Raw genomic sequence first — 21695 nt, forward strand, 5'->3', positions numbered from 1 at the left:
GAGAAACGGGAGAGAAGGCCGTGCGCGGCATGACCTGGGACCATTCGCGTGGCTATGATCCGCTGGTGGCGGCGGCTTCGGCATGGGAGGCGCGGACCGGGCAGGCGATCGCCTGGGACCGGCGCTCGCTGCAGGATTTCGAGAGCTGGCCGGTCGAGGAGCTGGCGCGGCGCTATGACCTGATCGTGATCGATCACCCGCATGTCGGCCAGGTCGCGGAGAGCGGATGCCTGGTGGCGCTCGATGGCTTGGTGGACCTGGCGGAGATCGCGGGCGGTTCGGTCGGCGGCTCGTATGAGAGCTATGCGTGGGGCGGGCATCAATGGGCCTTGCCGATCGACGCGGCGGCGCAGGTCCAGGCCTGGGCGCCCGGGCGGATCGCGGGGCCGGTGGCGCGGTGGGAGGAACTGGCCGCGCTGGTAACCGAGGGCCGCGCATCGCTGCCGCTGCGGCCGCCGCACAGCCTGATGAGCCTGTTCACCCTGTGCGGGCTCGCCGGCGTTGAACTGGGCGGCGAGGCGTTCTTCCCGGCGGAGGCGGTGCGGGCCTATGAGCTGCTCGCGGCGGTGGCGGATCCGGCGGCGTTCGCGATGGACCCGATCGCGATGTTCGAGGCGATGGCGGCGCCGGACAGCCGGCTGGCGGTGGTGCCGCTGATCTATGGCTATGTGAACTACGCCCTGCCCGGCTACCGCGACACGCGCATCCGCTTCGCCGATATCCCGGTGCTCGACCACGGCCCGCGCGGATCGGCGCTGGGGGGTACGGGCATCGCCGTCTCCGCCTATGCGCAGGATCGGGCGGCTGCAGTTGCTTTCGCGGCCTGGGTGGCGAGCGGGGCGGTGCAGCGCGGGATCATCGCTCCGAATGGCGGCCAGCCGGGGCATGCCGATGCGTGGGACGACGATGCCGCCAATGCGGCCAGCGGCGACTTCTACCGCGCGACCCGGAACACCCTGGACAATGCCTGGGTCCGCCCGCGGCATGCCGGGTACATGGCGTTCCAGCATGCCGCCTCGGAACGGCTCAACCAGGGGCTGCGCGCGGGCGAGGACGGCGCCTCCGTCATCGCGGCGCTCAACCGGCTCTACGCGGACTCGCAATGCTAGAGGGGCTGCTCATCATCGACATGGCGCAGTTCCTGTCGGGGCCCTCCGCCGCGCTGCGGCTCGGCGACCTCGGCGCGCGGGTGATCAAGGTCGAGCGGCCGGGGAGCGGCGACATCTGCCGCTCGCTCTACCTGAGCGACACCGACATCGCCGGCGACTCCACACTGTTCCACGCGATCAACCGCAACAAGCAGAGCCTCGCCGCCGACCTGAAGGACCCGCGCGACGCGGCGCGCGTCCACCGGCTGATCGCGCAGGCCGATGTGGTGATCCAGAACTTCCGGCCCGGCGTCGCCGAGCGGCTCGGCTTCGGACCGGCGGCACTGCGCGCGCGGAACCCGCGCCTGATCGTCGGCAGCATCTCCGGCTATGGCGAGGACGGCCCCTGGGCCGACCTGCCCGGCCAGGACCTGCTGGCCCAGGCACTGTCCGGCGCGATGTGGCTGAGCGGCGACGCGCAGGACGGCCCGGTACCCTTCGGCCTGTCGGTGGCGGACATGCTCGCCGGACATGTGCTGGTCGAGGGCATCCTCGCCGCGCTGGTCCGACGCGGCATCTCGAGCGAAGGCGCGCATGTCGAGACCAGCCTGCTCGAGGCACTGATCGACCTGCAGTTCGAAGTGCTGACCACCCATCTGAACGACGGCGGCCGCCCGCCCCGCCGCGCGGCGGTGGACAATGCCCATGCCTATCTCGCCGCGCCCTATGGCACCTATCGAACGCAGGACGGCTGGCTTGCGCTGGCGATGACCCCGCTCGAGACGCTGGCGCCGCTGCTCGACCTGCCGCTTGCCGGCCGCGATCCCTTTGCCGAACGCGACGCGATCAAGGCGCTGATCGCCGTGCGACTTGTCGGGGCAACCACCCGGCACTGGCTCGACCGGCTGCGCCCGCACGACATCTGGTGCGCGCCGGTGAACGACTGGCCCCGCCTGCTTGCCGAAGACGCCTTCCAGCGGCTCGACATGCTCCAGCAGGTCGGGCGCGGCGTGACGACTACCCGCAGCCCCGTCCGCATCGATGGCGCGCGGGCCGGCAGCCCGGCCGGCGCCCCCGGGTGGGCGAACATGATGACGCGATCGTCGCCGAATTCGGCCTCGACCAGGATTGATCGGAGAGAGTTGATGTCGCTGAGCCTGCTTGCCCTCGCCCTGCTCGCCCAGACCGCCCCCGCCACGCAGCAATCGGCGACGCCGCCGCCACGCGACCCGCGCAACTGGCCGACACCAGTGATGGACACGGCCGCCCCCAAGCTGCCGCCGCTGCGGCGCGGCGCGGTGCTCGTCCTGTCGAAGACCAACGGCTTCCGCGATCCCGAGCAGATCGACGCCGCCAAGGCCGTGCTCGCCGGGATCATCCGCAAGCAGGGCCGCGACGTGTTCGAGACCGAGAATGCCGCGGTCATCAACCCGCGCGACCTCGCCAAATTCTCGACGATCGTGCTCAACAGCACTTCGGGCAACATCTTCGACGACAGCCAGCGCGCAGCGTTCAAGGCCTGGGTGGAGAAAGGTGGCGGCGTGGTACTGCTCCACGGCGCCGGCGGCGATCCGACCTATGACTGGAAGTGGTATCCCGAGACGCTGATCGGCGCGCAGTTCATCGGCCATACCGGACGGCCCAAGCAGTTCCAGCAGGGCAGCATCGACGTGATCGACCGCAGCAACCCCGCCACCCGCGACCTGCCCGCCAAATGGGTTCGGACCGAGGAATGGTATTCGTTCGACAAGGTGCCGAGCGGCAACTGCACCCGCATTCTCGCGACACTGGACGAGACCAGCTACGAGCCGTTCCCGGAGCGCACCCGGATGGGCAAGACGCATCCGCTGATCTGGACCCGGTGCGTCGGCAAGGGGCGGGTCTTCTTCTCGGCGCTGGGGCACAAGGCCGAGACCTATGCCGAGCCGCTGCACCAGACGCTGATCTCGGGGGCGATCCGCTGGGCCGCGCGGCGCTAGGCAGTATCGGCAACCGCCAGCCAACACCCCAGCAACATTTTGTCTGATATCCGGCCGGCGGCGTGTTTTCCCCTACGGCCTGCGGGCATTGCACGCGGATCGCCGCGCGGGGGATGCCCGCGCGGCGCGGATATATTCGCCCCGCGTCACAGCCACGTAATATCTGTTCCCCACCGGACCCCGCGAAAGAAAAGTTTCAGGTCGAGACGCGTCAGGGCCGTCGTCAGACCTGGAGGAGCGGAGAGGCAGGCGTGAAGGGGCCGACGGGCCCCTGAATCGCCGACAGAAGAAGTTCGAACAACGCCGCCATCCCGGTCTCTCGCAGGCCGGGAAACGCCGGCGTTCGCCCGCGCAACATGGCGGGATCCATATCCAGAGGGGGATAGATATGCTTATCAAGTCGAGTCATCGTACCCATGCCGCGCAGCTTCTGCTGGGCGCGGCGTTCGCGGCGCTCTGCGTCGCCCCCGCCGCCGCGCAGACCGCGCCGGCCGCCGAGCCGGTCGCCGAGGAAGACAGCGGCGCGATCGTCGTCTCCGGCTATCGCCGCAGCCTCGAAGACGCGATCGACATGAAGCGCAACACGATCGGCTTCTCGGATTCGATCGTCGCCACCGACATCGCCGACTTCCCCGAGCAGAACCTGTCCGAAGCGCTGCAGCGCGTGCCCGGCGTGACCATCGAGCGCGAAAAGGGCCTGGGCACCCGCGTCAATGTGCGCGGCCTGCCGAGCGAGTTCACCTTCGTCTCGATCAACAAGCTCGCCACCGCCTCGGGCTCGGGCGGCCGCGACGTCGAGTTCGACATCTTCGCCTCCGAACTGATCCAGTCGGTCACCGTGCAGAAGTCGCCGACCGCGGCGGACGAGGAAGGCGGCATCGCCGGCTCGGTCGCGATCCGCACCGCGCGCCCGTTCGACAATCCTGGCCTGCGCCTGGTCGGCAGCGCCGAAGGCGCCTACAACTCGATCTCCGAGAAGATCGACCCGAGCTTCTCGTTCCTCGCCAGCAACACCTTCGGCGATTTCGGCGCGCTGATCTCGGTCGCCAAGCAGCAGCGCACCAACCGCACCGATTCCAATTCGGGCATCAACTTCCGCCCGATCGCGCGCTGGACCGACCGTGCCGGCACCACCTATCGCAACCAGGCGATCGCGGTGCTGCAGCGCGACGCCGGCATCACCTTCACCGACGCGATGAAGAACAAGATCGTCTTCCTCGACAAGGTGGGCGACCGCGTCTACCAAAACGACCAGGACCGGCTCGGCATCTCGGGCTCGCTCCAGTACAAGCCGCACAACAATTTCAGCCTCGCCTTCGACGCGTTCCTCGGCTCGTACGACACGACCGAGGACGAGTATGACGCGGCGGGCTATTCGGCTTCGAGCAACTCGACGCTGGAGACGATCCACGGCTTCGACGCGACCACGCTGTCGAGCGCGGGCATCGTGGTGCTGCGTGACGTTTCGTACACCAACACCCAGCACGAATTCCTGAGCAAGCAGTACATCACCGATACCGATTATCGCCAGTTCAGCGGCGAGATGAACTGGAAGACCGGCCGGCTGACGATCAACGCGCTGGGCGGCTATTCGGGCGCCAAGCGCGTGCTGGACTATGCCAACCTCAAGCACGTCGCCTATGCGCCGTCGCGCACCCGCTATACCGAGAATGGCGGCGAGACGATCCCGAGCGCCAACCCCAACACGATCGACATGTACAATGCGCCGAGCAAGTACCTGTTCGAGGCATATGAGACGACGCGCGAGCAGATCAACGACGACAAATATGCCGGCCAGATCGACCTGGGCTATGATTTCGGTTCGTCGGTATTCAAGCGCTTCACGCTGGGCGGCCGCTACACCAGCAAGACCAACGAGCGCCAATATGGCGAGGAGAAGATCCAGGGCCCGACGCGCGGCAGCACCGCCTATGTCAACGTCCGCAAGCTCGGCGACAGCCCGCTCACCAATGTGACCGACATCGTCGGCGGCAAGGACTATCAGGCGCGCAACCTGAGCTGGTCGCAGATCTCGAACGACTATGCCCGCAGCTTCTTCCGCCCGGCCGGCTTCGTGACGCCGTTCCAGAACGCCAACTATTACAAGGTCCAGGAAGAGACGATCGCGGGCTATGCGATGCTCGACATGGAGTTCGACGTCTCGTTCCCGATCGTGGCGAACCTGGGCGGGCGCTATGTGCGCACGACGATCAATTCCGAGGGTTTCCACCAGGTCCAGAACCCGAACGGCACCACCGGGCTGACCCCGGCGCCGGTTTCGAGCACGGGCCGCTACGAGAAGTTCCTGCCCTCGTTCAACGCGCATGCTGAGCTGACCGACAGCCTCTACCTGCGCGCCGCCGCTTCGCAGACGCTGATCCGCCCGGCGCTGACCGACCTGGCCTATAAGCGCACCGCGAGCTTCAGCAGCTATCGCTACACCGACGGCAATCCGGGCCTGAAGCCGACCTTTGCCGACCAGTGGGAAGTCGGCGTCGAGAAGTATCTCGGCAAGGACGGCGGCATCCTGGCGGCGTCGTATTTCTGGAAGAAGATCAAGGGCGTGGTCCAGAGCCGCCTGACCGGGGTGGTGAAGGGCGTGACCGTGTACAACGCCAACGGCTCGGTCAACGGCGTCTATGATTTCGACGTCTACCAGCCGGTCAATGCCGAGGGCTCGTACAATGTCAGCGGCATCGAGCTGAACGCGGTGATCCCGTTCGGCATGTTCGCCCGCTGGATGGACGGCTTCGGCATCAACGCCAACGCCACCTTCCTCGACAGCTCGCTGACCGGCCAGTCCGACCTGGGCGTGCCGACCTCGCCGATCGGCCTGTCGGACAACACGTACAATGCGACGGTGTTCTACGATAAGGGCCCGATCTCGCTGCGCGTGTCGTACAACCGCAAGGGCGCCTATGTGGAGCGGATCGAGCGGAACATGTATCCGGTCTATCGCGACGCCTATGGCCAGTTCGACTTCGCGGCGAGCTACCAGCTGATGCGCAACTTCCGCGTGGAGCTGCAGGGCATCAACGTGGGGAACGCCAAGACCACGGGCTACACGATGGATCCGTCCTTCCCGACCACCTACGAATTCTCGGGAAGCCGCATCACGCTGGGCATCCGCGCCCAGTTCTGACCCCTCTGACCGGGCCGGCATGTCCTGGGCATGCCGGCCCGCTATCCGCTTCGGAGTATATTGCCATGATCTCGCGCATCGCCCTCGCCGCGCTTCTCGCGCTTTCCAGCCAGCCCGCGCTGGCGCAGGAAACCACGCCCGACCTGTCGCGCACCGCGCGCGGTGACGTGCGCGAACCGGGCGGCGCGCGCCGCCTGCCGGGCGACATGCGCGCGCTCTACGAGAAGCTGAGCAAGGAGGGCGAGGTCCGCAACGTCATCCTGCTGATCGGCGACGGCATGGGCGATTCCGAGATCACCCTGGCGCGCAACTATGCCGAAGGCGCCGGCGGCTACTTCAAGGGCATCGACGCCCTGCCCTTCACCGGCCAGTACACGCATTATTCGCTCGATCGCGAGACCGGCAAGCCGAACTATGTGACCGACAGCGCCGCCTCGGCGACGGCATGGGCATCGGGTGTGAAGAGCTATAACGGCGCGATCGGCGTCGATGTGAACGGCAAGGCGCAGCGCACGCTGCTCGAATATGCCAGGGCCGCCGGCCTCGCCACCGGCGACGTCTCGACCGCAGAAATCCAGGACGCGACCCCGGGCGCGCAGATCGCTCATGTCGCCTTCCGCAGCTGCTATGCGCCGGCGGTGACGCTCAAGACCTGCCCGCAGAACGCACTGGAGAATGGCGGCGCCGGATCGATCACCGAGCAGCTGCTCGACGTCCGGGCCGATCTGGTGCTGGGCGGCGGCGCCAAGAGCTTCGCCGAGGCGGCGAGCGCGGGCAAGTGGAAGGGCAAGACGCTGGAGCAGCAGGCCCGGGCGCGCGGCTACCGGATCGTCCGCAACGCCGCCGAGCTCGACGCCGTCACCCGCGCCGATGCCAGGCAGCCGCTGATCGGCCTGTTCGCGGAGGGCAACATGCCGGTGCGCTGGATCGGGCCCAAGGCGAGCTATCACGGCAATATCGACCAGCCGGCGATCACCTGCCAGCCCAATGCCGCGCGCGATGCCGGCATCCCGACGCTGGCGGGGATGACGCGCAAGGCGATCGCGCTGCTCCAGGGCAACCCCAGGGGCTTCTTCCTCCAGGTCGAAGGCGCCTCGATCGACAAGCAGGATCATGCCGCCAATCCGTGCGGGCAGATCGGCGAGACGGTCGATCTCGACGAGGCGGTGCAGGTCGCGCTCGAATTCGCCCGCAAGGACGGCCACACGCTGGTGATCGCCACGGCCGATCATGCCCATACCAGCCAGATCGTCGGCAACGGCACCCGGGCACCGGGCCTGACCGCGGCGCTCAACACGCTCGAGGGCGGGGTGATGACGGTCAGCTACGGCACCGCCGAGGAGGGCTCGCAGGGGCATACCGGCACCCAGCTGCGCATCGCGGCCTATGGCCCGCGCGCGGTCAACGTCAGCGGCCTGCTCGACCAGACCGACCTGCACTACATCATCCGGGACGCGCTTGGATTGAAGTGATCGGGCGCCACCGCATCCGACTTGTCACAATGGCGTGGCAGGGGGCGCCGAGATGAGTGTTCCGTCCGACGATCGCAGCCAATGGCTCGCCACGCGCATCCTGCCGCACGAGCCGGCGCTGCGGCGCTGGCTGCACGGGCTGAGCGCGCTCGACGACGCGGATGTCGATGACCTGGTGCAGGAAACCTATGCGGTGCTCGCCACCCGCGCCTCGGTCGCCGAGATCGCCGATCCGCGCGCCTATGCCTTCCAGGTCGCGCGCTCGCTGTTCCTCCAGGGGGTGCGGCGCGCCAAGATCGTCTCGATCCAGGCCGTCGCCGACCTGGCCGAGCTCGACACGGCGGACGACGCGCCCTCCCCCTTCGATCAGGCCGCCGGGCGCGAGGACCTGCGCCGGCTCGCCGCCGCGATCGAGGCGATGCCGCCCCAGACGCGGCGCGCCTTCCAGCTGCGCCGGGTCGAGGGATTGTCGCAGCGCGAAGTCGCCGCCGCGACCCGGCTTTCCGAGAGTACGGTCGAAAAACATATCGGCCGCGGCATCAGAATATTGATGGCGCAATTTGGACGTGGCGGAAAAGCGGTGCCCCGTGCATCTACATCCGGGGAAAGGGTGCCGGGCACGCCGGAGCCGAACGAAACCAGCCAGAAGAACGCCACGCCGGATGCACGATCGCGAGACAGCCGAAACTATCGATGATGCGGCGTCCGAATGGGCGGCGCGGATCGATCGTGGGCTGAGCGAACCCGAGCAACAGGCGCTCGACGCCTGGCTGGCAGTCGATACGCGGCGGATCGGCGCACTTGCACGGGCACGCGCGCTATGGGTCCACGCCGACCAGGCAGTGGCCGCGCCGCCCACCCTTCCCGATCCACCTGCGGGCCTGCTGGGCCGTCGCCGGCTGCTGGCCGGAGGCGCCACGGCGCTCGCCGCGACGCTGGCCGGCGTGCTGGTCGTGCCGCGCCTGCTGGGAGACAGCGGCGAACTTGCGAGCGGGATCGGCGAGACGCGCCGGGTGACGCTGGAGGATGGCTCGGCGGTTACTCTCGGGCCGGGCACCCGGTTGCGGCAGAGCTTCGACACGGCGCGCCGACTGATCGAGCTGGTCTCCGGAGAAGCATTCTTCGAAGTCGCGCAGGATGCGCGCAGGCCCTTCGTCGTCCTCGCCGGGCAGCTCACGATGCGTGCGCTCGAAAGCGCCTTTGGGGTGCGCGCGATCGAAGGCGTGCCGCTGGCGGTGATCGTCTCGACCGGCAAGGTCAGGGTGGGCGCCGGCGGCGTCGAACGGGTGCTGGAGTCCAATATGCGGCTCGACGCCAGCGCGCCCGGCGCCACGGCGCGGGTGACCCGGCTCGAGCCCGATGCGTTGCAGCGCTCGCTCGCCTGGCGCGAGGGGATGCTGGCGTTCGAAGGCGACATGCTGGCCAGCGTCGCCAAGCAGTTCGATCGCTACGGCGCGGCGCGGATCGTGATTGCCGATCCGGTGCTGGCGCGCGAACCGATCACCGGCAGCTTCGCCGCCAATGATCCGCGTGGCTTCGCCCGGGCGATCGCCGCCAGCCTTGGCGCGCGGGTCGCGATCGAAGGCGACACGATCCGCCTGAGCCGGCAACCGCCAGCGAAATAATTTTCGCGCACCGGTGGGGGAAGATCGCGCCCCGGCCATCTACCGGGTGACGCCGGCGTTTGCCGGCCCAACGGGGATACTCAATGCAGTCCAGGATGGTGTGTGGCACGGCGATTGCCGTGGTGATGGCGTGCGTCTCGCAGCCGGCCCAGGCGCAGGTGCGCCAGTTCAACCTGCGCGAGCAGGCCGCGGTAAAGGGCATTCCGGAGTTCAGCCGCCAGGCCGGCATCCAGGTGGTTGCGCCCGCCGGGCGCCTTGCGGGCAAGACGACCAAGGCGGTGAGCGGCCGCATGTCGATCGACGCCGCGCTCGACCAGCTGCTGCGCGGCACCGGGCTGCGCGTGGTTGCGCGCAGCGGCGCGACGATCAGCCTTGGCCAGGGGCCGGAGGATCCCCGCCCCCAGCCGGAACCCGCCGTCGCTGAGGACGAGGGCCAGGAAATCACCGTCACCGGTTCGCGCATCGCCCAGCGCGTCCGCGATACCGCCACCCCAGTCGCGGTGGTGACCCAGGAGGACATCCAGCTCTCCGGCACGATCAATGTCGAGGATTTGTTCAACGACATGCCGCAGTTCGTGCCCTCCACCAATGGCGGCGCGTACGGCAATGTCGTGCCCGGCGGCACGGCGGATGCGAATTTGCGCGGCTTCGGCGCGACGCGGAACCTGGTGCTGGTCAATGGCCGGCGCTTCACCATCTCGGGCCCCGAGCAGGTTACCGATCTCAACTCGATCCCAACCGCGCTGATCAAGCGCACCGAGATCGTCACCGGCGGCTCGTCGGCGGTCTATGGCTCGGACGCGATCACCGGCGTGATCAACTTCATCCTGCGTGACGATTTCGAGGGGATCGAGCTCGGCAGCCAGCTCAATCTAGACAGCCCAACCGCAACGCCGACCTACAGCATCGACCTGACGCTGGGTAAGAACTTCGGCGGCGGGCGCGGCAACCTCACCGTGTCGGGCAACTATCTCGATCGCGGCGCGGTGACCCGGCGCCAGCGCGGCGACTTCGCGCCGCAATGGCTGGTCGATGGCTGCGTGACGCCCGAAAGCTATGACAAGCGCGGCGCGGGCAAGCCGATCGCGGTGCCCTCGGGCTCGACCTGCCGCGCGGCGGGCGGCGTGCCCGGGCTGATCGCCAGCGGCAGCGGCGACATCCCCAATGGCCGCTTCACCGGCGTGCCGCTGGTCGGCTCCTCGACCTCGACCCCGGGGCTCGATGCGGCGCTGGTCGCCGCCGGCCTGGGCGGGCTCGGCTCGCGCGGCTTCACCTTCAACGATGCCGGCACGGCCGCGCGCCCGGCGCTCGATCCGCAGGACAATTACAACCTCCAGCCCGACAATTATCTGATCGTGCCGCAGAAGCGCTGGATGGTGAACGCGTTCGGCCATTACGACTTCAGCGACGCGGCGACCGCCTATGGCGAGTTCCACTACAGCCAGAACAAGGTCGACCAGCAGCTGGCGCCGGCGAGCATCAGCGGCACCTTCCTGTTCAACACCAACAATCCCTATCTCACCCCGGCGATGCAGAATGTGCTGCAGCAGCTCGACCTGGCCGAGCGCACCTCAAGCGCGACCAACCGGCCCGGCGACGGCATCGTCGCACTCACCGCGGCACGGCGGCTGGTCGAGGTCGGCCAGCGCGTCAACCACAGCCAGCGCGACGTGGTGCGCGGCGTGTTCGGCCTGCGCGGCGAGATCGGCAGCGTGTCGAGCAGCTTCCTGAGCGACCTCAACTACGACGTCTATTACAGCTATGCCGAGACGAAGCAGCGCGACAGCCAGGACGGCAATATCTCGCGCAGCCGCTACCAGACCGGGCTGCTCTCGCAGAACGGCGCGGCGCCGCTGATCAACATCTTCGGCCAGAACATGTCCCAAGCGGCAGTCGACTCGATCATCGGCGACGCGACCAATCGCAGCGTTGCAAAGCAGCAGGTCGCGCAGGCCACGCTTTCGGGCACATTGTTCAAGCTGCCGGCCGGCCCGGCGGGCTTCTCGCTGGGTGCCGAGTGGCGCAAGTCCTCGGCGCGCTACACGCCCGATACCTTCCTGTCCTCGGGCGACGCGGTCGGCTTTCCGGCAAGCCAGCCGACCAAGGGCAGCATCACCGCGCGCGAGATCTTCGGCGAGGTCAAGCTGCCGCTGCTCCACGACCTGCCACTGATCCAGAAGCTCACCGCCAATGGCGCGTTCCGCTACTCCGACTATGACCTGAAGGGTGTCGGCGGCGTCTGGACCTATCTCGGTGGCATTGAATGGCGCGTCGACGACAATATCGCGCTTCGTGGCCAGTATCAGCGAGCTGTTCGGCGGCCTGCGCCAGAGCAGCGAAGCGGCGATCGACCCCTGTTCGAGCCGCCAGCCGACCGCGCAGCAGACTGCGGCGGTGCGCGATCTCTGCATCGCCACCGGCGTGCCGGCATCGATGGTGTTCACCGCGCCGGTGCAGCCGAACAACACCGTCACCGCCACCTATGGCGGCAACCCCAGTGTCGGTGAGGAGCGCTCGAACACCTATACGCTGGGTGCGGTGATCACGCCGCGCGCGATCCCGCGACTGGTGCTGAGCGTCGACTATTTCAACATCACGCTCGACGGCGCGATCGCGCCGCTGGGCGGCGGGCTGAACAACACGCTGAGCCTCTGCTACAACACGGTGCAGGACGCCACGAGCGAGTTCTGCCGCGCGATCAGCCGCAACCCGGCGACCGGCGAGATCAGCGGGCAATACACCGCGCAGATCCTCCAGGCGAACACCGGTTCGCTCAAGACCTCGGGCATCGACTTCGGCGCACGCTATGCCTTCGACCTGGGCTTTGCGCTGCCGGGGCTGGGCGACGGGCACAGCGCGCTGGAGCTGGGCACCAATTGGACCTGGACGCGCGAGTTCACTTCGGTTCCCGTCGCGGCGCTGCCTGCGATCAAGAACGAATGCGTCGGCGCGTTCGGCACCACTTGCGGCGAGCCGATCCCCGAATTCCGGGGCGTGACCCGCGTCACCTGGCGCAACGGCCCACTCGACCTGAGCGTGCGCGGTCGCTTCATCGATGCGGTGACGATCGACACCTATCTGCTGCCCAGGCGCCGGGGCAGCACGACCACGCCGGACCTGGCGAACCTGGTCAATCCGCGGATTCGCCCGCAGCAATATTTCGACCTGTCCTTCGCCTACAAGATGGACAATGTCCGGCTGTTCGGCGGGATCAACAACCTGCTCGATCACAAGCCGCCGATCGTCAACAATCCGCGCGCGAACACCTATCCCACCACCTATGACGCAATGGGAATGGGCTTCTTCTTCGGTTCCACGATCAAGTTCTGAAGAAGGATGGCCGGGCGGTTCCCTCACCGCCCGGCCACACCCTGTTCCTGCAATTCCGACGCGATCGCGTCAGAGGCAGCGCGGGTCGCGCACCGGAGCGTCGTTGCCACGGGTCAGCCAGCGGCCGTCGGGGGCGCGGTACTTTTCGCCCGGCACGGTGCGCAGGATCAGGTTGCAACCGGTGACGAAAGCCATCTGCTCCACGGTCGAGCTCGCGGCAGCCTGCTTGGTGTATTGGCTCTTCCGCTGGATGTTGATGTTGTTCACGATCGCCTGAAGCGCGGGCGTGGCCGCGCCGACGATGCCGATATAGCCGTCGGGCTGCTCGCCCACGAGCCCGTCCTCGCGCGCGGCCTGATAGGCCGGGTCGCGCTGGGCGAAGGCGGGAGCGATCAGGCCGGCTGCGAGCGCCGCCGACAGGCCGAGAGTGGAGAGCATGTTGCGCATCAGAAAATTCCCGGATTGTCCTGAATGAGTTCCTTCGCCTTGTTGTCGAGACGATAGACTACTTCCTGGGTGATCGAAATATTGAGGTTGATGACGATCGGCTTGTCGGGCGCGGTCACGTTGATGCAGCCGCCCGCGAGCAGGATCGGAGCTACTGCAAGATATCTGCGCCAGCATGGTTGCACCTGTGTCATGCGTCGAAACTGCATCTTCTTGCCTTTCATGGAACAGGGGCGCTTTCGCGAGGCTGAACGGCTGGTTTCGCCGCCTCCTGTGCACGATTCTGCTCCTCGATCAATGCGGGCAGGTTCCGCTCGATCAGGCGGCGGGGATCGTACCAGGACTGCACTGAGTCGAGCAGCTGGCGGAAGGGTGCGCTGATCCGCACGTTGAACACGAAGGGCAGCCGCGCCAGCCGGCGGATCAGGAAGTTCGATTTCGTGCCCTTGCCCTGGCTGATGCCGGAGAAGTTGATGTCGGTGATCATCTCGCCGGCCAGCGGGCCGTTCATGCGGATCGTGAGGTTCCGGTAGTTCAGCGACTTCAGCGCCTGGAAAGCCATGTTCCCCCACAGGCCGACATCCTGCCGGGAGACCTCGCCGACATAGGCGATGTGTCCTCCCTCCCGGGCGCGGAGCTCGCCGCCCTCGATGCGCCCGCCATTCGCATCGAAGATCATCGGCAGCGTGCCATCGAACGTGCCGGTGGCGTCGAGATTGTCGAACGCCATTTCCTTCAGGAACAGCGCCGCATCCGCGCCCTTGACGTGGAAGGTCAGCCGCCGCTCGCCCTTTTCGTTGAAGTCGAGGGTGGTCGGGTCGAGGACGAGCTCGCCGCCCGCGAAGGGCCAGCGGGCGCCCTCCACCTGGACGCGGCGGCTGTCGAGCAGCTGGTAGCGCAGGGCGCCGTCGCGGACCGGGACGCCGGGGTTGATCTCGGCGACGCGGGCGGCCTGGCCCGGCGCGGTGCGCATGTTGAGCAGGTCGACGAAATCGAGCTGCGTCGTCAGCCCCGAGACCGGACCGAATGCCGCCGCCAGGGCGATGTCGGTCGCGGTGAAGCGGCCCGTGCTGGTCACCGTGTCGCCCGACCAGGCGAAGCGGCCGGTGCCGGCTACCAGGCCCTCGACATCCGCGATCACGCCATAGGTGAGCGCGGTAAGATCCGTCGGCTGGAGGCCGTCGGCCTTGAAGCGGATACCCGGGATGTCGAGCAGAGCCTGGCCCTCGCCCTTCGCCAGATCATGCGCGACTTCCACCTTGCCGACCGCGACCTGGCGCTTGGTGCCGACCAGATCGGCATGGGCTTCGATCCTGCCGTCGCGAAAATTCAGGGTCGCGGCGGGAGCGGCGAGGGATTCGAAACGCGCAGGGGCTTCGGCGTCCGACAGGGTGAAACCGCCCAGCAGCGCGAGGTTCCCGTCCTCGAATTTCCAGCGCCCCTTCCCTTCCGACACCACCAGCGGCACCGCGCCGATCCGGCCGCCCAACCCCAGGAAATCGCCGGCCAGCCCCGAACCAAAACCGCCATCCAGGTGGGCGATATCGAGCCGCGTCGGCTGGTCCGCACCCAGGCGCAGCGCCGCGCCGGCGAGGCGGAAGCCGCTCGCCCCCAGATCGAGCTGCGCCGCGTCCACGGCAAGATCCAGCGGACTGTCGCCGACCTTGCCGCGCAGGTTCAATCTAGTGCTACGGACCCCGCCCGCAAGGCCCCGGGGGCTCCACCGGACCATCGCCGGGCCGACCGGGCAAAGCGGCAGCCGATCGCCGTCCAGCACCACGCTGCCCGCCGAGATCCGCGCGAAGCCGAGCGTGGCGCAGCCCGGGTTCAGCTCGAACGCGCGCGCGTCCCAGCGGGCGAGCAGCGGCATCGCCAGTCCCTCGACCCGCCCGCCACGCACCGGACCGGACAAAGTGGCCGAGGTCCGCACTTCGCCAGCGGTGCCACGCAGGCGGAAATCGAGGTTCGAAAAGGCGAGCCGCGCATCGCCCGCCACATAGGGCCGGACGAAACCGGTGCCGCGCAGCTCAGCGCTTCCCGGCCGGCGCGACAGGCGGACCACGGCATCGGGCAACCCGCCGCCGCCGAGCGACAGCTGGCCCGCCAGATCGATCGCGCCGCCCGGCAAGGCCAGCCCGGCGCCCGACCCCTGGCCGAAATGCAGCCGCGCGCCCGATGCCGCCGCGACCGCCAGGTTGCGCAGGCGAAGCTCGGCCGGGGTGACCGCCACCACGGCGGTACCGCTGAAATTCCGGCCGGCGTCGCGCACCGCGCCGGCGAACTTGCGGACCAGCGGCGCGACCGGGCTGCCCTGGCCGAGATCGCCATAGCCGGCCAGGCGCCCGAGCATCGCCGGCGGCAGCGCCGCGCGCTCGACCGCGACTTCGCCCTGGAACGCCGCCGCATCACCCAGCGTGTAGCTGCCCGAGATCGCGGCCGCGCCGGCGCTGATATCCGGAGACGCGAGCGCGCCGGAGCGCAGCGCGACCTTGCCCCCGGTGCGGGCAGCGGTACCGGCGAAATCGATCGTGCCGCTGAACAGGCGCAGGCTGCCGAGCGAGGACGCGACGGCCGGCGCGGCGAGGCCGGCACTGCCCTGCCAGCGTGCCAGCGACGCGTCGAGCGCGGCGCGGAGATCGATGCGCGGCTGCGCGGCGCGGACATCCGCACAGGCCAGCCGCGCCGCCTGGGCCGGCCCTTCGAGGCTGGGCGCTCCCTTGCGGATGCGCAGCTGCATCCGGGCGGTGGTGCCGTCGAGCGTGCACTCGGCAAGGCGCAGGCGCGGCGCGGTGGCGCGCACATTGCCGGCGAACCCGTCGCTCAGCATCCCCTTACCGCTGAACTGCAGCAGGACGCGGCCGGCATCGCTGTCGAGCCGGAGCCGGGCATCGGCGAGATCGACGATCATGCGGGGGAGCGAGAAAGGCTTGCCCGAGGGCGGCGGCATCAGCCGGTCGAGCGATCCCAGCGAGAGCGCCCCATTGACGATGCGCCCCTTCGCCCGGATCGCGCCGGCCTTCACCACCAGCACTTCGGCACGCCAGGGAGAGAGCGCGGTGCGCAGCTCGATCCAGTCCGCGGCCAGATCGGGATCGCGCGGATCGCCGATCGACACATTGGTCAGCCGCTGCCGCCAGGGCGACAGCTGCTCGATCTCGTAGCGGGCGGCAACGCCGCGCGCGGCCAGCTCGCGATCGACAAAGCCGCGCGCGATCGTGCGCCGCTGCAGCCAGACCGCGGCGAGCGCCACCACCAGAACGATGGACAGGACAATGGCAATGCGGCGCCGGCGCGACATCCCGCGGGGGGCAGCGGGTTGCACACTCCCTGCGTCCGTCTCTTCCTCCCTGCCGCTCACACCCGCTCCAGCTCACCAGCGGCCGTCCGGTTGCGGCGCCGTAATCACTTAGAGCTTTTCTATGCTGCAAAGGTTCCGTGAAAGGCAACGGCGTGCGGGTTACACCCCTGCCTTAGAGGGAGGGGTGCGTATCGATATTCAGATGCAGCGGTTTAGGCCGTGGGCTCATAAGAGCAGCTTGTCGGCTAACGCCCCAATAGCGGACGTGGGATTTGCCGGCCTCAAGTCGCATCAAGAAGTTCTTTAAACCTATCGATGGGAAAATTGTATTTCTTGCCAGCGTGGACCAGTGCAGTAAGCGTTGCCTTCCGATATACCCGAGCCATCTCATCTTCGGTTGCGCCCAATAGCCGATGAACATCGATTTCTATCGCCAGTGGCAGTTCACCATCTTTGGGGTCTATCCTGCCAAAATGCGGCTTTTCCTCATCGACCAACCCCTCTCTAATGATGAGCCCGACCCACCTGAATGGCGTATTTTCGAGATACTCTGACTGGATTATTTCCTGTTCCAATTCCTCGCGTACCCGATTACCGGCCGATGCCACGGCCTTTGTGGGCCGCACTCTAGCCATCGTAAGCGCGACACAGCCTATTACCAACTTTCTATTGTGAGCCATGTCGAAGCCCGCTTCCCGCTATCGCTCGTTCGTGAGAACGATCGACCATTTCCTAGGCAAGCACAACGACCGCTTTCCGCCCAATAGCGGCCGCTCAGCGGAGACGGCCGATCCAAAAGCTGCCGGGCTGCAAACGCCCGAATTGCAGCCATGCCCGCGAAGGCTATAGTCTACTTTGCGGCGCTTAGATTATGAACCTCGATTTGGAGCTTGGGCATTGGATATCGTGTTCGGGGAGTGTGACCAGTGAGAGCGATGTGGCGATTCCTTTCCTTCGGGTGGATAGGGTTCGTTCTCTTTGGGGCCCCAGTCCATGCTCAGGATGGCCCGCGCCTGCAGAAGCTCTCCGATAACTATATCGCGTATCTGACAGGTGGCGCATCGACATCCAATGGACCGATCGAGGCGACAATTCGTCGATTTTCTGAACGGCCGGCAGGGCCTAAGATTATTTCAGCGGCGGAATGGGAAACGTTGGTCGACAGTCGATTGATCCCCATTACTCAATTGCGCGCTATGCTATCGAATTGTCGGGGAGGCGGAACCGCTCTGCTCTGGGAGGATAAAGTCCCTGAATTTAGCCGCCATCAATTTTTGGAGTGCGTCATCGCGGGCGAGGTTAGGGTGATGTATGTCATCGTTCGGGCAAGGCAGAACGACGGCAACATCGTCTCCGTGAAGGCTATCGAAGGCAGTCCTATGGGTTGGCAGCCGCCGCCCCCAAGCGGACCTGCGTGGCGGCAGTTCGATGAACACCTGTTTGCTCAATACAAGTCAACCGTTGGCAGATTTATAGACACTTTGTCTAAAGGCACGCCCCCAAGCGACGCCCATTCGCCGAAATCAATTGAACTATATCGAGACGAAGGTGATCCAGAGAGCATCTCTGTAGGTGCGCTGAGGAATATTACGACGGGGTGCAAGGTTGCATTTATGGCAGCCGCGAAAGTTTGGATCAGAAAGGAAAAAATTCAAAAAGAGGGCATTAAGACTGCCCTAAAGTGCGACGCAGCTAGTTCTGCGCCTTCGGATATTGTAATTTATTCGTCATTCTCGGGCGTGGATATCGATACCGTAGCAGTGGCGGCGGCGAACAACTATAAATTGCCACATTAGAAGCGGCGGCGCGGAAATAAAAATGGCTGGCCCGCCCCAAATTCCCGATGAAGCCAAGCCTCGCCCGCATGGACGAATGACCCATAAAACGTCCAGCAAATCTGGCCGTGGCGGCTAGCCACCCAATCTCGGACGTTCCACCCTCGTGCCAGAAGCGGTCGTTTAGGCGTTCGCGACCTGGCAGTTCCCCGGCGAAGGCGGGGTCCAGGGTCACAGGCGATCCGGCAGAGAAGCCCTGGGCCCCGGCCTTCGCCGGGGAACTGGAAGGGCTGGATGTCGATATGGTGACGCCGGGCTTGCCCTGACATATCGCCAGGCCTCCACCCACCCCTAGCCCCTCCCTTCCAGGGAGGGGAATTTGCCGCTGTCCCGCAGCGCCCTCCCCTTCCCCAAACAGAGCAGGCTTGGCGGAGGGACCGGCCCTGCGCCAAGCCAGAGGGGAGTTCGGAAAGCGATCAGAACTTCAGGCGGACACCCACGCGATAGGTGCGGCCGAGCGTGTCGTAGAGCGCCGGGTTCACGTCGAGGCCGGTGTTGGTCTGCGGCGACGGTGCGGGATCGTGATCGAAGAGATTGTCGACCTTGAAATAGGAGGTGATGTTGCCCGTCAGGTTCACCGAGCCGCCGACGTCGAAGTAGAAGGCGCCCTTCATCGTGTTGGTATTGATCGTCGGGTGGTTGGTGGTCGAGACCGGGCAGCCCGACTGGCAGACGACATATTGGTTGCCGTACACGCCGTCGGAGAACCAGCGCTGCTGCGCCATCAGCGTGAAGCCGGGGCCGTCATAGGACTGGACGGCGAGCCACTTCCAGTGCGGCGTGTTGCCGGTGTTGGCGCCCGCCTGATCGACGACGTCCACACCCTTCACGCCGGCATCGACGAGGAACTCGCGGACATGCGTGCCGAGCGCGCGGACCGTGAAGGAACCGGGCAGGCCCAGCGGCCGCTTCCACTGGTAGCTCGCTTCGATATCGAACCCGCTGGTCTTCCACGAGGCGAGGTTGAACGGCTGGACGTTGACGAAGTTGCCGCCCTGGGTCGGGCTGTTGAGCACGAAGCCGCCGCAGAACTGGGTAAGGCCGTCATGGCAGAACTGGACGATCTGCGCCGCCGAAAGCGTCGAGATCACGCCCTTCAGCTTGATGCTGTAATAGTCGAACGAGAGGCTGAGCCCGGGCAGCCAGGACGGGTTCGAATAGACCACGCCCAGTTCGGTGTTGCGGGCGATTTCCGGCTTCAGATCGGGGTTGCCGACCGTGTTCTGGAAGATCTGCACCGTCGGGCCATAGGGATTGGCGAAGCTCGGCACCGTGGTGACGGTGGGCGCGGCGTAGAGTTCGGAAAGGTTCGGCGCGCGGACGTCGCGCGAGGTCACCGCGCGGAAGCGGAGCCCGTCGAGCGGCGTATCCCAGGTGCCGCCGATCTTCCACGCCCAGACGGTTCCCGAGGTGCTGTAATGGGTCATGCGGGCGGCGGGGTTGAGGTTCGCCTTGCCCATCGGCCCGTCGAACAGCGGCAGGTTGAGCTCGAGAAAGCCTTCATAGACGCTGTAGGCGCCGTTGCCGTTCTTGTAGTTGCCCGCCGCATAGTTGCTGCCCTGCGCCGAATTGAGCAGCGGATCGGCGGGATAGGCGGCTGAGTTCGGGCTGATCGCCGAGACGCCGGCGCCATAGGGATCGGCATTCACCCGGTAATATTCGTGGCGATATTCGCCGCCGAACGCGACCGTGAGCGGCCCCGCCCAAAGGTCGAACGCCTCGCCCGAGAAGTTCACGCTGGCGACATCCTGGGTCAGCGTGGTGTGCTGGAACGGCCCGTTCTCCGGCTGGACATAGGCGAGCGCCGCGGCGGACGGCGCCGCGCCGCCGAAGACGTTGATCGGCTGGCAGCCGAGCGCGCGCGCCTGGGCGTTGGCACAGACGACCGCGCCGTTGAGCATGACCGCGTCGACCGCCGCGGCATAGCGGTTCTGCAGCACGATGTGATCGACATCGATGTACGACTTGGTGGTGCCGCGCTCATAATAGGCGTCATAGTGCCACTTGCTGCCGAGCGAGCCCTTCACGCCGGCGACGAAGCGATATTGCCGCCGGTCGGTGCTGACCTTCGGGCTGGGGAACGAACCGTTGCTCGATCCGAAGGCGAAGGAGGTGATGTTGGCGGTGCCGCAGCGATCCTTGATCGACTGCGGCAGGAAGGCGTTGGCGCAGGAGATGGTGAGGTTGACGCGGTTATAGCCGGGGCTCGGCTGGTTGCTGGTCAGCACCTGCGCGACATTGGCGGTGATGTAGAATTCCTGGCCCTCGGCGAAATCGAAGCCGATCCGGCCATAGCCGTTGATGCGCTCGAGCGAGGACTTGAGCGAGGCGCCCGAGCCGACGCCGCCCGAAAGATCGCCGCCGACGCAGAAGCTGTTGCCCGGATAGCAGTTCGACACGGTGCCGTTGCCCTGGGGCACGCCGTTCGAGCCATAGTTGAAGTTGTAGGGGACGCCGTTCTGGTCGAACGCGATGCCCTGGAGCGGCCCGTTGGTGATCAGGCCGTATTTCGCATACTGATAGGACTGGGCGTAGTCGCTATAGGTATATTGCGGCGCGCCGCCGGTGGTGACCCGGCTGTCGAGCAAGGTCGAGGCGCGGAACCAGTCGCGGTCGCCGGCAAGGTCGGTGCCGAAATTGCCCGGCCCGACGCCGCCTTCATTGTCATATTCGCCGCTGACCACGAGGTGCACGCGATCGTCGAACAGCGAGGTGCCGAAGGCCGCCTGGGCCAGCCCGGTCTTGTCGTCGTTGTAGCGGGTGATGCTGCCGAGGATGTTGGCCTTGAACCCGGTGAAGTGGGTGTCGGTGATGAAGTTGACGACACCGCCGACCGCGTCCGAGCCATAGGAGGCCGAGGCGCCGCCATTGACCACGTCGACGCGCTTGACCAGCAGCTGCGGGAACATGCTGATGTCGGGCACGCCGGTGACGTTGGCGCCGACGACGCGCTGGCCGTCGAGCAGGGTCAGCGTGCGGATCGCCTGCAGGCCGCGCAGCGAGAAGGAGCTGAGGCCCTGCTGGCCGCTCGAGGTGCTGAACGTGCCGGTGGAAGCGCCGGTCGAGCCCTGGAGCGAGGGCAGCTGGGCGATCGTGTTGAAGATGTTGGGCTGGGCGTTGCTGGCGATCTGCTCCTCGCCGATCACCGTGGTCGGCGTGGGCGCGTTGAAGCCGCTCGCGATGATGCGGGTGCCGGTGACGATGATCTGGCCATTGTCGCTGGCCGCGCTGTCGTCCTGCGGCGCGGCGGCGGGCGCCTCCTGGCTTTGCGGTGCCGGTGCCGGTGCCGGTGCCGGTGCCGGCGCGGTCTGCGCGAAGGCCGGCGTGCAGCACAGCGCCGCGGCGAGCGCGGCAAGACTGGTAGCGCTATCACGGAGCAACGCACCGCGGGTGAAGCTATTCCCCATCATCCATCCCCTGATCGTTATCGTCACATGGTCTGTGCCATTGTGTCCGAACCTTATCTGATCGGGGTGGGC

The 21695-nt window shown here is 66.8% G+C and carries 14 protein-coding genes; 9 read left to right on the forward strand and 5 right to left on the reverse strand.

Features of this window, described 5'->3' with window-relative positions; all coding sequences use genetic code 11:
• Nucleotides 1-29: 29 nt before the first annotated feature.
• The 8 genes from O3305_RS08390 (at nt 30) to O3305_RS08425 (ending at nt 12636) form a co-directional block, all read left to right on the forward strand.
• Nucleotides 30-1109, forward strand: a complete 1080-nt coding sequence (locus O3305_RS08390) for an extracellular solute-binding protein (protein ID WP_269576479.1) — start codon at nt 30-32, stop codon at nt 1107-1109.
• A complete protein-coding gene (locus O3305_RS08395) occupies nt 1103-3067 on the forward strand; it encodes a CoA transferase (protein ID WP_269575990.1) in 1965 nt (654 codons plus the stop codon). Before O3305_RS08390 ends, O3305_RS08395 begins: the two co-directional genes overlap by 7 nt.
• A gap of 388 nt (nt 3068-3455) precedes the next feature.
• Entirely contained in the window at nt 3456-6209 is a 2754-nt protein-coding gene (locus O3305_RS08400; protein WP_269575991.1) for a TonB-dependent receptor, read from the forward strand.
• A 65-nt stretch (nt 6210-6274) separates the two neighbouring features.
• Complete coding sequence (phoA, locus tag O3305_RS08405; RefSeq protein ID WP_269575992.1) at nt 6275-7681, forward strand: alkaline phosphatase; 1407 nt, start codon at nt 6275-6277, stop codon at nt 7679-7681.
• A gap of 52 nt (nt 7682-7733) precedes the next feature.
• A complete protein-coding gene (locus tag O3305_RS08410) occupies nt 7734-8378 on the forward strand; it encodes an RNA polymerase sigma factor (protein WP_269575993.1) in 645 nt (214 codons plus the stop codon).
• The gene (locus O3305_RS08415) at nt 8344-9306 is read left to right on the forward strand and encodes a FecR family protein (protein WP_269575994.1); all 963 of its coding nucleotides are present in this window, start codon (nt 8344-8346) and stop codon (nt 9304-9306) included. The genes O3305_RS08410 and O3305_RS08415 overlap by 35 nt, the downstream gene beginning before the upstream one ends.
• Nucleotides 9307-9389: 83 nt before the next feature.
• The gene (locus O3305_RS08420) at nt 9390-11813 is read left to right on the forward strand and encodes a TonB-dependent receptor domain-containing protein (protein ID WP_269575995.1); all 2424 of its coding nucleotides are present in this window, start codon (nt 9390-9392) and stop codon (nt 11811-11813) included.
• Nucleotides 11701-12636: a TonB-dependent receptor domain-containing protein gene (locus O3305_RS08425; RefSeq protein ID WP_269575996.1), complete on the forward strand. Its 936-nt coding sequence runs from the start codon at nt 11701-11703 to the stop codon at nt 12634-12636. Before O3305_RS08420 ends, O3305_RS08425 begins: the two co-directional genes overlap by 113 nt.
• 69 nt (nt 12637-12705) lie before the next feature.
• Here the strand turns inward: O3305_RS08425 and O3305_RS08430 are convergent, their stop codons facing one another.
• The 4 genes from O3305_RS08430 to O3305_RS08445 form a co-directional block, all read right to left on the reverse strand.
• Nucleotides 12706-13083 (reverse strand): YdbL family probable chaperone protein, encoded by a 378-nt coding sequence (locus O3305_RS08430; protein ID WP_269575997.1) that lies wholly within the window; start codon nt 13081-13083, stop codon nt 12706-12708.
• The gene (locus O3305_RS08435; RefSeq protein ID WP_260396173.1) at nt 13083-13307 is read right to left on the reverse strand and encodes a YnbE family lipoprotein; all 225 of its coding nucleotides are present in this window, start codon (nt 13305-13307) and stop codon (nt 13083-13085) included. The genes O3305_RS08430 and O3305_RS08435 overlap by 1 nt, the downstream gene beginning before the upstream one ends.
• A complete protein-coding gene (locus O3305_RS08440) occupies nt 13304-16381 on the reverse strand; it encodes an intermembrane phospholipid transport YdbH family protein (RefSeq protein WP_269575998.1) in 3078 nt (1025 codons plus the stop codon). The genes O3305_RS08435 and O3305_RS08440 overlap by 4 nt, the downstream gene beginning before the upstream one ends.
• 281 nt (nt 16382-16662) lie before the next feature.
• On the reverse strand, nt 16663-17061 hold the full coding sequence (locus tag O3305_RS08445; protein ID WP_353739230.1) for an Imm39 family immunity protein: 399 nt from the start codon (nt 17059-17061) through the stop codon (nt 16663-16665).
• Nucleotides 17062-17307: 246 nt separating this feature from the next.
• Between O3305_RS08445 and O3305_RS08450 the strand changes: the two genes are divergently transcribed.
• Nucleotides 17308-18177, forward strand: a complete 870-nt coding sequence (locus tag O3305_RS08450; RefSeq protein ID WP_269575999.1) for a hypothetical protein — start codon at nt 17308-17310, stop codon at nt 18175-18177.
• A 455-nt stretch (nt 18178-18632) separates the two neighbouring features.
• Here the strand turns inward: O3305_RS08450 and O3305_RS08455 are convergent, their stop codons facing one another.
• Nucleotides 18633-21623, reverse strand: coding sequence for a TonB-dependent receptor plug domain-containing protein (locus tag O3305_RS08455; RefSeq protein ID WP_269576000.1), 2991 nt, complete (start codon nt 21621-21623; stop codon nt 18633-18635).
• Nucleotides 21624-21695: the final 72 nt, after the last annotated feature.

Origin of the sequence: Sphingomonas sp. NIBR02145 (genome assembly GCF_027359115.1) — a bacterium.
Taxonomy (GTDB): Bacteria; Pseudomonadota; Alphaproteobacteria; order Sphingomonadales; family Sphingomonadaceae; genus Sphingomonas; species Sphingomonas kyeonggiensis_A.